Here is a 12,028-nt window from a genome sequence, read left to right as displayed (position 1 = left end):
AAAATCCAGCTAAAACGGTTTTTTCTAAAGGGACTCCAGTTTGTTGAGATAACCCTTCTAAAAAGGCTTTAAGTTGTTTATAGGAGGCTTGTATTCTTTGAGAATCGCTAAATATTTTTTCAGGATTATTTAAGTCTAAACCATACCACATTAACCCTCCTGGAACTTCGGGATGGGCAAAAGGAGCATTGGGAAAGATAAACTGATATTCCGGTAAATTCAGAGTTTCAGCTAGGGGGTATAAATCCGGTGCATTTGCCCCCCAACCATGGAGAAAAATCACTAAACCCTGGGGAGGTTGGCTAGAAGAAGCAAATTCAAGATAATCGAGGGACATAGGGGATGGGTAATCGGTAATAGAGATCAGTTTAACTCGTTTGGGTTCAAGAGGATATCATCAGCGATCGCGTCTTGGATGCGATCGCTCTCCCCTCGCAATAATAAACAATCATCTGCTTCTAATTGCATAGCTGAATCCACCGGATTATAAAGTTTTCCATGGCGACGTACTGCTTGAATGACCACCTGATATTTTTGCCAAATGTCACGGGGAGTGAGCATAATCAAGGGAGATAGCTCAGAAAGGGTTAACCAATGACTGATCCCTTCGGCAAGGGCACTACGTCCCTCAACTAAATCTCGAAAAGCTAAGATTTCTTCCGGTTTTCCGACGACTAATAATTGGTCACCGGAACGCAAGGTCATTTTATTTTTTGGATAATAGACCCGATCGTCACCTTGCTGAATAGCCATCACTGTCACTCCGGTTAAATGACGGATATCGGTTTCACTTAGGGTCATCCAATCTAAGGATGATGTTTCTGAAAGTTTTACCCATTCATGGTGCAAAGATTCAGTGGCATCATCCAGCCATTTCTGTTGCAGACCCATCAAATTTTCTGGACGGACACTGCGATAATGATCGCGATGAATCGCTTGAATAACCGATTGAATTGCCCACTGAGATTCACCTAATGTAGAAAGTAAATGGGCCCCCATTTCTAGGGCTGCTTCAAATTCCGGTTGCACGACTTCTTGGGCCCCGAGTTGGGTGAGGACATCAATTTCACTATTATTATGGGATCGGGCAACCACATCCAATTCCGGTGCAAATTCTAGGGCATGTTTGAGCAAGAGTCTGGTCGTGCCGGGATCGGGGAGGGTGATGGCTAGGGCTTTAGCCGTTTCTAAATGAGCTTTGCCTAAGACCAATTCGGAGTCAGCATCACCAAAAATATAGGGAATATTGTGATGTCTTAATCGTTGAATCGCAGCTTCACTATTGTCAATAACTAAGAGGGGATGTCCTTGATTATGCAATATTCTAATTAGGGCTTGTCCGACTCGCCCATAGCCAGCGATGACAACATGATTTTTAATCGTTTCTGGTAAGGAGAGAGCTTTAATTTCTTGTTGACGTAGGAGTGGGTTGAGTCCAGGGATTCTATCCATAAATTGGGCTAACCGGGGGGCAAAGCGAATGCTAATGGGGGTGAGCATTAAGGTAATGGCAGTTGTGCCTAAGATCAGGAGATATTTTTCCTCTGTTAACAGTCCCAGATCGAATCCTTCTAAGGCGAGGACAAAGGAAAATTCACCGATTTGGTTTAAACCCAAGGCAGCGATCGCGGCAGTTTTTAAGGAGTAGCCAAATTTGAGGACAATGGGGAAGATAATCAGGGCTTTCCCGAACATCACCATCAGCACTAATCCTAAAATAATGCCGAAGTTATCGAGCAAAATTTGCGGATCGATTAACATGCCGATGGAGGCAAAAAAGAGGCTGGCAAAGGTATCGCGTAAGGGGAGAACTTTAGCGAGGGCTTGATCGGCATAATCAATTTCGGCCATCATTAAGCCAGCCACAAAGGCTCCCATTTCAATGGATAACCCCAGATGGGCAGTAACCAGGGCAACACTTAAGCACAGAGCAATGGTAGTTAAGAGGAAGAGTTCGCTGCTTTCGGTGCGGGCGATGCTTTTGATCAGGGGAGGAACAACCCATCGTCCCAAGGCGATCGCCAACCCCAAAAAGATGGATACTTTGAGTAAAGCTGCTCCTAATGTAGACCAGATATGTTCAGGGGCATCTAATGCAGGTAAAATGGCTAACATTAACCCCAGAGCTAAATCCTGGGCAATTAAAATCGCTAACATCACTTGCCCATGAAGGGTATTAACTTCTCCTCGCTCGGCGAGCGTTTTCAGTACAACCGCTGTTGAAGAAAGTGACAAGATTGACCCCAAGAAAATTCCTTGCGTCCAACCGCTGACCCAACCGAGGACCGTTGAGGCGATCGCCACTAAACTTAAGGTTAAGCCAATTTGCCACAAACTCCCTTGAATGGCAATTTCTTTCACCCGCTTTAATTCTGCAAGGGAAAATTCTACTCCCAACGCAAATAATAAAAATGCAACTCCGATCTCCGCTAAGGGTTTAATCTGTTCCGTTTCTGCCAGCAATTGCAAGCCAAAAGGCCCCACCACAAACCCACTCACCAGATATCCTAACAGTACCGGTTGTCGTAGGCGAGTAGCTACATATCCTCCAAGAGCAGAAGCACCTAAAACAAGAGTTAAGTCTAGGATAAAGTGATGATCGGCTGCCATTTTTTTTAATATTTGAGAGAGATGGGTAAGCGAATTTTATGAAATTAATAAATAAAAATCCCCCCCGTACTTTGAATATCAATCACCCGACCAATGCCATCGCCTACCCGATCCGGTTGGTTCGTGCGAAGAATTTCAAACCGAATAGATGAACTAGAGTTTATGGTAATTTTGTATTCAAAGCTAATCTCTTCATTCCTGGGATCTAGAGGAATATAACCAATGGAAATATTCGCCTCTGGATCGGCAAGAACTATACTCGTGGTTTCCCCTGAACGTAAGGACTCTGGTACTTGTATTGGCGAGTCAGTAGTCAAGCCATAATCTAGATTTAGACCGGTTTGGTTGACCAGCTCAACAGTCATCGGAAATTGGGGATTGTCAACCCGGGCGATCGGTTGCCAAAATCCTTCTTGATAGGTATTTGCAGGAGGGGTTTGACTGACCGCATTCATCCCCATAGATAAAAAGAAAGATAAACTTAAAGCTATTTTGATTCCTGTTTTGATCATATTTTAATTATGAGGTAACACTCCTCTACAGTTTATCACTCCTAGGGGACTCAGAGCCATTCTTCTGATTTTTCTCTTCAGAAGCCCTGGAATTACTATCAGTTGGATTGGGGCGAGATTTCGGGGGGGCGGGTCTAGGAACAGATCTTTTTTTATTCGCTTGAAATTGAACTAATAATTCTAAATCTTTGAGGGATTTTTCAGCACTCTCGACTTTATCCACTAAAGAAGTAGCCACTTGACTTCCCGTTTGGGCAAATTCGGTAAACTCTTGAATTCTTTGGCGAAATCGATTCGCGAACCGTTTCATTTGTTGCCCCGCTTCAAAAGTTTGGGTAACCAATTGACTAATTTCTGAACTGACGCTACTAAAGCCTCTCATTTCTGAACTCATTTGATTGGCGATAATGGCCAGTTGTACGGCTAGGTGTCGCACCTGTTGACTGACTCTTTCAATCAATTTTGAGGTTTCATCAATCGTTTTAAGTTCTTCTTCTAACAGGTCTCCAGTTTTCACAATTTTATCGGTTTGATTACAAATCACACCTACGCCAGAGGAGGTAGCTCGAAATGCTCGTTTACCGGATTGGGATAAAAGTTTTCCAATTTGAATAAATCGATGATTTAAATCAGCAACCTCTTCATTTTTTTGCACTAATTCTTGCTGCTGTAATTCCAGGAGCTGATTGCGTTCATGGATCGCAGCCAATTGATCTTCAAGTAGTCGAGCATAGGCTTCTACTTTTTGATGCTCTCGCTCTAGTTTTATCGTGTTTCGTTGACCTTCAAGTTGTTTATTTTCTATTTCCCGGTTTAAGTCAGACAAAATTTGAGATTGAGCTAAAATAAGAGTTTGAAATTCCAATAAAAAATAGGCAGCTATCCCGGGGACACTAGCTTCTTGGAAAACAACTACAATGGGTTCATAAATAACTTTGGGATCGCGGGATAGAACAATGTTAACGGCTGTACCAATTTTTTCAGTATAGGAAAGCTGCAAACATTTCCCTTGGGTTTTCATATTATTCAAAAAAAAATGAATGGGGGTTTGTAATATTTTTTGTGTGCTGTAGCTTTCACTTAAATGTTCATAAAATAAACGCCGGGAAATCATGCCCAATAGTCGCTCAGAACTGGAAATAATTACACCGGCAAGGTCTGGACGTTGATCGAACTGATTTAAGACAACTTGAGTTAAAGTTGTCGGACTGACTTGAAAATCTTGGAGATTTAAGTCTAGTAAACAGGAATTTAGGGTAAGTTGAGCAGAATGGCTCATGGGTAATGGGGAATCGTTAATGGGGAATCGGTAATAAGTAATGGATCATAGGGTTAGTGTTTTTAATATACTCTCCGATCATGGGGTTCTGGTAGGGTGATAAGCATTATAGCAACGGCCAAGGTGGTTAGGAGTTACTGAAATTCTGACTCCTTAGCAACTCTAAGCCCATTCCCTATTCCCCATTCCCTATTCCCCATTCCCTATTCCCTATTTCTACGTGCTATATGAGGCTACAGAGCAACCACAAGATGACCAATTAATGGCTTGTTGAAAATGGGGATGTTTGAGTAATTGGGTAGCGGATAGGGGGATCAGGGGGCGAGAAAAGAGATAACCTTGTGCATATTCACACCCAAGCTCTTGCAATTTACAGCATTGAGGTGGGGTTTCGATCCCTTCACAAACGAGTTGTGCCCCCAGGTTATGGGCGAGGGTGATGATGGTTTGGGCGATCGCCTCTTTGCTAATATCTGTTTCTATACCATCAACAAATTCCCGGTCAATTTTAATCATATCAATGGGCAGTTGGTGTAAGCGACTGAGGGAGGAGTACCCGGTGCCAAAGTCGTCAATAGACAGTTGCAAGCCCAATGCTTTGAGTTCATGCAAGATGGACGCATCAAATTGAGAAGTTTCCAGAAAGCTCGTTTCGGTAACCTCTAAATTTAAGCAATCACCGGGAATATGATGCGATCGCAATAATTTTTCAATTTGCTCAACTAAATTCGTCTGTTTCAGTTGCAATAAGGACAAGTTTACATTCAACACGATCTCTAACCCCTGGGAGATCTCGGCTCTCCATTGCTGCAATTGACGGCAACTTTGCTCTAAAACCCACCATCCTAAGGTGCTAATTAAACCAATTTCTTCGGCCACGGGAATAAATTCTCCCGGTGAAATCCATCCTTTCTTAGAATGTTTCCATCTCAACAAGACTTCAAATCCTTTTAATCCCCCTGTTCTTAAGCAGACTACCGGTTGATAGCATAAAGATAATTCTTCTAACTCTAGGGCACGAGTGAGATCGTGTTCTAACTGCAACCGAGCTAGGGCGCGAGGATGCATGACTGTTTCAAAACAGACAAACTGCCCTCCTCCTTGTCCTTTTGCCTGATACATGGCGAGATCGGCATCTCGTAAGAGTTCTTCTGGGGAGTGATAATCCTGATGCCCTAAGGTTATGCCAATACTTGCGCCCAAAGAAAACTCATAATCTCCCATCCGGAAGGGAGTTCGCATCAGGGAGACTAACCGTTCGGCAGCGGCGATCGCCTCTTGAGGATCGCTCAGGGACGTTAATAATACCGCAAATTCATCCCCCCCAAATCGAGCTAATGTATCTTTAGGAATCTCCCGATCCAGGTGACAAAAAGACTCTCCATGAATTCCACTCAGGGAAGTTTGTAATCTCTGAGCCACCTGTTTTAATAAATCATCACCGACCAAATGCCCCAGACTATCATTGATAATTTTAAACCGGTCTAAGTCAATAAATAGAATGGCATATAAGCCAGTCTCTTGCAATTGATAGGCATGGATCGTCTGACCTAGATGATCGATAAACCACGTCCGATTTTTTAAACCCGTTAGTTTATCATGGTAGGCATCATAGTGCAGTTGTTCCTCCGCTTGACGACGAGCACTAATATCTTCTACGGTTCCCTCATAATAGATAATATGTCCTTCCTCATCGAAAACCGCTCTTTGAGTCTCTGAAATCCAGATTATTTCACCGTCTCGTCGATAAACCTCAGACTCAAAATCATAAACAATTCCCTGCTTTTTAGTCAGGTCTTTGAGCTGTTGACGACGAGTCGGATCGACATAAAGTTGGCGATCGATATCGGTCAAGCACTCGATCAAGGATTCTGGGCTATCATATCCATAGAGATGAGCTAGAAACCGATTAGCACTTAAATAATTGCCATCGGGTGTACTTTGAAAAATTCCTTGACTAATATTTTCAAAAATACTGCGATATTTTAACTCACTCTCGCGCAGGGCTAATTCTGCTTCTTGGCGTTTCAGTTCTTGGTGATGATCTGTAATAAAGCGAGAAATATCCTTAGCCATTAACTCAATCATCTCGCGATCGGCTTCGGTAAAGGGTTGGTCGCGGACTTCCGGAGAGAGAAAACTCAGTACTCCATAGATTTTATCTTCCACAATGATTGGAGTTCCTAAGTAAGATTCTAGCTTGAACGTTTTATAGGGAAAATATTCTTTCAGTTTTGGATAGTCTTCAATATTCCCAAAACTAATGGTGTCCTGATGATCAACCACTTCCGAACAGTATGTATCGGATACATTAAAACACATTCCCGGTTTTAGCGGTAAATCACTTTGCACAAATTCTAAGCAAATAATCTCTTGATTGAGATTAGCAATAAATCCCGTTGTCAATCGAAATAGTTGACATCCAGCTTGTAAGTAAGCCGCAAACAGTTCCTCAAAATCTTGATAATTACCGGTACTCAGGCGGTGGAGATATTTCAGCCGGGTACTCAATTCAGAAAGTTTTTCGGCTTGCTGGTAGCGTTCAGTTAAATCTAAATCAACACAGTATAATTCTGGTTGTCCTTGAGCATTGTACAGGAGGACATAGCTAGAGAAAATACGGATTGCTTCTTGGTTATGGTTTTTGACAATTAATTCTCCTGGAGCTATAGGAATTCCTTGGGTAATCCAGTTATGATACCCTTGGCGTAGATAATCGGCTGTTTCTGGGGTAAGAATTAGCTCTTCTAGATTTTTACCGATCGCCTCTTGAGGAGAATATCCATATAAATTTTCACTTGCCTTATTCCAGAAAAAGATATTGAGGTCTCGATCGTATCCCTGTACTGAAATTAAAGGCACTTCTTCAAATAAGCAACGAAATCGTTGCTCGTTTTCCCTTAATGCTGCTTCACTTTGACATCGTTCAATAGCAATTGCTGCTAACCGGGTGGCAGACTCCATCCGTTTGTGATGTTTCTCTTTGGGGAGACTGGGGAATTGAGCATAAAAACAAAATGTGCCCAGTACTTGATCTTGTAATGATAATACAGGAACCGACCAAGCTGCTTGTAAGCCATAGGATAGAGCTAAATCTTTATAGTTTTTCCAGAGGGGATCGGTGGCAATATTTTCTACGATCACAGGTTCCTTTCGATAGGCGGCTGTACCACAAGATCCGGAACCTTCACCAATAGCTACGCCATCAACGGCTTGGTTGTAATTGGGGTCTAACTGCGGAGCTACCCCTAACCTTAAGCAGTTGTTTTGTGGATCTCTCAATAGGATCGATCCGAACAGTTCTGGAGCTTGGCTTTCTAAGGTATTAATCAGTAAGCTGAGGGTTTCTTGGAGAGGCGCATTTTTGGCGATCGCCTCTAGAATCTGTTTTTGCCCATTTAACCACAGTTCATTATATTTGCGATCGCTAATATCTGCGATCGTTCCCATCATCCGATAAGGACGATTATCATTGTCTTTCAATACGGTTGCGCGATCGAGTACCCAAATATATTGACCATCACTACGACGGATACGAAACTCTAGTTCATAGCTATTGCCAGTTTCTAGAGCTGCATCAATCATTTCTTGATACTTCTTTAGATCCTCTGGATGAATCAGAGATTGAACCCTCTCCAAATTGGCTTCAATTCCTTGAGGGGGAAGACCAATCAGAGTATACATTTTTTCGTTCCATACCACCTGGTCAGCTTCCACCTCCCAGATCCAAACCCCATCCGTTGTAGTTTCCATCAAGAAACGGAATTGAGCTTCTTTGATTTTTGTATGGATTGGTTTCATTTCCCCCATCATCCTTGTTATTCCCCCATAGATCTCCGATTATTCAGCCAATATCAATACACCCTTAGCCAAAATGGCCCATTGAAACTCTAATCCAAGGCTAAGGCTAACCTTGGGCTTGATGCTCAATCCAGGGTAAGCTAAATAATCGATCAGATAAAGTCTATGATGTAATCACTTATGCGATCGCCTTCTCTACTTCGTTCTGTGCAACTCGCTCTAGTGGCGCTGCTTCTTATCCTTACCTCTTGGAGCATCGCCCCTGATGCCTTGGCACTCACTCAAATTAAACTCTCTGACCTCTCTTACGAAACTTGCCCTCCAGAAATGGGTGAAGGAGCTGTCACCAGCGGGGGTTTCTCTCAAAGAGCAAACTGCTTTCTCATCCATGGAAAAGCAACGAATCCAACCGGAAAAACGGTTTATGATGCCGATATTTTTGGTCGCGTCTACGATGCCAACCGCAACCCTGTCATGCAAAATCGGACTCGTTTGGGGTTAATTGAAGAAGTGCCACCGGGAGTCAGTGACTTTGAACTGAGAATCTCAGTGGCCGCCGATCAACCGACTCCCCTAATCCTAGAGCAATTCAAGGCTGCGGGGTTTGGGGGTCGAGTTCGGCGCTAGAAGCCCAATGACCCTCCTGATGCAAAGGATACCTCAAGGGTATTAAACACATTGGCTAAAAACTGGAGCAAGAAGATCGCCAAAATGGGGGAAAAGTCCAATCCCCCCAGGGGCGGAATGATCGACCGGAAAATATTCAAATAGGGATCGGTAAGCTGACTCAACAGAGAAAATGGGGGGTCAAACCAGTTGATACTGGGAAACCAACTCAATAAAACTCGAATAATCAGCAGGACAAAGTAAATGTTACAAAATGTCGCTAGGGTGCTGGCAAGCAAGTACATGGGGATGTTATTCCTCTAAAGATTTACAGGATCACTTGTTTTCTAATGTACCGGATCGCTTCCCAGAAGTGGCAGAGCAATTCCCGAACCGGTTGGGATGGGGAGATGAGAACAGTTCGACATGCAGACGCAGGGATGGGAGACGGGGAAGATGGGGGGACGTGGAGATGCCCTAATTACCCATTCCCCATTCCCGATTACCCATTAGTTTCTGGGTCAGAGGAGACCTTATTCATGGTTCCCAGTTGGTCACGCACATCATCAATGGTTTCATTGAGTTGGGCGATTTTGGTTTCTAGGCGGCGACGAGCTGCTTCAATCTCGGCATCAGCTCTAACATCAAGATTGGGGTTTTGGAATTGATTTGGGCTATTCCCATTTAAGATTTCTTCAGATTCTAGGTTTTCATTCCGACGATTGGCTAGGGTTGCCCCTAAGATACCGCCTAAAACACTCCCGACAATGGAGCCGAGTAGAAATCCGCTGGCAAAGTTGTTATTAGATTGAGTCATAGGATCGGGTGAGGTGAAGCTTTATTTCTAGGTTAACGGTTATGGGGGATGAATGAGCGATTTTATAGTAGTACGCCTTTAGGTTAGGTTCCAAAGGTGCGATCGCCAGCATCCCCTAATCCCGGTACAATAAATCCTTGCTGATTCAATTCAGGGTCAATACAGGCGGTATACACTTTAAGAGCCGGATACTCTTCATTGAGCTTTTGCAGGGCTGGAGAGGCAGCAACTACGGAGACAATACGGACAAATGCCGGATTAATACCTCGTTGGGTGAGTTCTTGTAAGGCCAAGGTAATGCTGCCTCCGGTTGCAAGCATCGGTTCTGGAATTAAGATCCGAGTTTCTGGGGCAAACTCTGGGGGCAGTTTATTCAGATAACAACTTGCTTCTAGGGTTTCTTCATTGCGAGCCAGACCCAGATGGTAAACTTTCGCTAAAGGCAGCAGGGCTTGGGAGCCTTCTAGCAGAGCCAAACCTGCTCGTAGGATAGGAACGACAGCCACGGGAATTTCTGGGTTAACTAGAGTTGCTGCACAGGGAGCTAGGGGGGTTTCGATGGTGGTTTGGAATGTGGGTAACCAGTCTCGCACTGCTTCGTAGGTAAGCCAGCGTCCCAGTTCCGTCATGGAAGTCCGGAATAGGGCGCTAGGGGTTTGGCGATCGCGAGCAACAGCCAACCAATGTTGAATTAGGGGATGGGGAGGGACATGAACGTGCAGTTGAAAAGTCATGGGTGTGTGAGGATAAACCAAAGAATAGTTTACAATTAAATGTTGGACTTCTAAATATTTATTTCCCTTCCTATAGTCATGTCTGTTGAGTCTTCTTCCCCCGATTGTGATGTGATCGTGATTGGTTCCGGTATTGGCGGACTGGTCACCGCGACCCAACTCGCTGCTAAAGGCGCTCGCGTTTTAGTATTGGAAAGTTATTTAATTCCAGGGGGAAGTGCGGGCTATTTTGAGCGCAATGGCTATCGGTTTGATGTCGGAGCCTCCATGATTTTTGGCTTCGGCAAACAGGGAACGACTAATTTACTCACCCGTGCCCTGGATGCAGTGGATATGAGTTTAGATACCTATCCCGATCCCGTACAAATCCATTATCATTTGCCAGGGGGTTTAGAGCTAAAAGTCCATCGGGAGTACGAGGCGTTTATACAAGAATTGGGCGATCGCTTCCCCCACGAACGCAAAGGCATCCGCCAATTTTATGACGAATGCTGGCGCGTGTTTAATTGCCTCAACGCCATGGAACTCCTCTCCTTAGAAGAACCCCGATATTTAATGCGAGTATTTTTCCAGCATCCCTTGGCTTGCCTGGGTTTGGTGAAATATCTCCCACAAAACGTGGGAGACATTGCCCGTCGCTATATCCGCGATCCGCAACTGCTCAAAGTCATCGATATTGAATGCTATTGTTGGTCCGTTGTCCCCGCCCAACTCACCCCCATGATCAATGCCGGGATGGTCTTTTCTGACCGCCATTATGGAGGCATTAACTATCCCAAAGGCGGAGTCGGACAAATTGCTGAAAAACTCGCTGAAGGACTGGAAAAAAAAGGCAGTCAAATCCTCTATAAATCCAGAGTTAAACAAATTCTCCTCAAGAACAACAAAGCCATCGGGGTAGAATTAGTCAATGGCAAACGCTACACCGCTCGCCGTGTGGTTTCCAATGCCACCCGGTGGAACACCTTTGAATCCTTACTGCCTTCCGAAACCCTACCCCCAGCCGAACAAAGCTGGCAAGAACGCTACCAAAAATCCCCCAGTTTCGTCAGCTTACATTTAGGAGTAAACGCTTCTGTCTTGCCAGAAGGCACAGAATGCCATCATATTTTACTTGAAGATTGGGATAAAATGGAAACCTCCCACGGGACAATTTTTGTCTCCATTCCCACCTTGCTCGATCCTGATTTAGCCCCTCCCGGTCATCATATTATCCACACCTTTACCCCCAGTTGGATTGACCAATGGCAAGGACTAACTCCGAAAAAATATGAAGCCCAAAAAGAAGAAATTGCCGATCGCATCATTGAACGATTAGAAGCTATTTTTCCTGGATTAGAAGCGGCATTAGACTATGAAGAAGTCGGGACCCCGCGCACCCATCGCCGTTTCTTAAACCGCCAAGATGGAACCTATGGTCCCATTCCCAAACGTAAGTTATTAGGATTATTAGGAATGCCTTTTAATCGGACAAGTATTCCGGGATTATATTGTGTCGGAGATAGCACTTTTCCCGGACAAGGCTTGAATGCAGTTGCCTTTTCTGGATTTGCTTGCGCTCATCGCATAGCGGTAGATTTGGGGTTGTAGGGCTTTGCTAGGGAATGGAGAATGGGGAATAGGGAATAGGGAATGGGGAATGGAGAATAGGGAATAGGGAATAGGGAAT

10 protein-coding genes are annotated in these 12,028 nt (G+C 44.2%); 2 read left to right on the top strand and 8 right to left on the bottom strand.

From position 1 onward, the window contains the following. From AC3A14_RS15435 to AC3A14_RS15415, 5 genes are all read right to left on the bottom strand, one after another. On the bottom strand, positions 1 to 337 hold a 337-nt coding region (locus tag AC3A14_RS15435), incomplete at its 3' end, for an alpha/beta hydrolase (RefSeq protein ID WP_487779052.1). Positions 338 to 363: 26 nt separating this feature from the next. Then, positions 364 to 2,610 (bottom strand): cation:proton antiporter domain-containing protein, encoded by a 2,247-nt coding sequence (locus AC3A14_RS15430; protein ID WP_318719893.1) that lies wholly within the window; start codon positions 2,608 to 2,610, stop codon positions 364 to 366. A 44-nt stretch (positions 2,611 to 2,654) separates the two neighbouring features. Continuing rightward, on the bottom strand, positions 2,655 to 3,122 hold the full coding sequence (locus AC3A14_RS15425) for a hypothetical protein (protein WP_318700112.1): 468 nt from the start codon (positions 3,120 to 3,122) through the stop codon (positions 2,655 to 2,657). 25 nt (positions 3,123 to 3,147) lie between these two features. Then, the gene (locus AC3A14_RS15420; protein WP_318719894.1) at positions 3,148 to 4,401 is read right to left on the bottom strand and encodes a hypothetical protein; all 1,254 of its coding nucleotides are present in this window, start codon (positions 4,399 to 4,401) and stop codon (positions 3,148 to 3,150) included. A gap of 216 nt (positions 4,402 to 4,617) precedes the next feature. Then, positions 4,618 to 8,202 (bottom strand): EAL domain-containing protein, encoded by a 3,585-nt coding sequence (locus AC3A14_RS15415; RefSeq protein ID WP_318732371.1) that lies wholly within the window; start codon positions 8,200 to 8,202, stop codon positions 4,618 to 4,620. A 180-nt stretch (positions 8,203 to 8,382) separates the two neighbouring features. Between AC3A14_RS15415 and AC3A14_RS15410 the strand changes: the two genes are divergently transcribed. After that, positions 8,383 to 8,829 carry a hypothetical protein gene (locus tag AC3A14_RS15410; protein WP_318698598.1) on the top strand — a complete coding sequence of 149 codons (447 nt, stop codon included), beginning with the start codon at positions 8,383 to 8,385 and terminating at the stop codon, positions 8,827 to 8,829. On the opposite strand, the gene AC3A14_RS15405 is transcribed toward AC3A14_RS15410, so the two are convergent. The 3 genes from AC3A14_RS15405 to upp all read right to left on the bottom strand — a co-directional run bounded on the left by AC3A14_RS15405 (position 8,826) and on the right by upp (position 10,359). Further along, positions 8,826 to 9,113 (bottom strand): YggT family protein, encoded by a 288-nt coding sequence (locus AC3A14_RS15405; RefSeq protein WP_318698597.1) that lies wholly within the window; start codon positions 9,111 to 9,113, stop codon positions 8,826 to 8,828. The genes AC3A14_RS15410 and AC3A14_RS15405 overlap by 4 nt on opposite strands. A gap of 197 nt (positions 9,114 to 9,310) precedes the next feature. Beyond that, entirely contained in the window at positions 9,311 to 9,625 is a 315-nt protein-coding gene (locus AC3A14_RS15400) for a ssl2009 family thylakoid membrane protein (protein ID WP_318698596.1), read from the bottom strand. Between the two features lie 83 nt (positions 9,626 to 9,708). Further along, positions 9,709 to 10,359: a uracil phosphoribosyltransferase gene (gene upp / locus AC3A14_RS15395; RefSeq protein WP_318732372.1), complete on the bottom strand. Its 651-nt coding sequence runs from the start codon at positions 10,357 to 10,359 to the stop codon at positions 9,709 to 9,711. Positions 10,360 to 10,437: 78 nt separating this feature from the next. Between upp and crtH the strand changes: the two genes are divergently transcribed. Continuing rightward, on the top strand, positions 10,438 to 11,949 hold the full coding sequence (crtH, locus tag AC3A14_RS15390; protein ID WP_318732373.1) for a carotenoid isomerase: 1,512 nt from the start codon (positions 10,438 to 10,440) through the stop codon (positions 11,947 to 11,949). Positions 11,950 to 12,028 lie beyond the last annotated feature (79 nt).

The organism is Roseofilum sp. (genome assembly GCF_982964205.1).
This window is presented reverse-complemented; position numbering and strand designations above follow the sequence as displayed.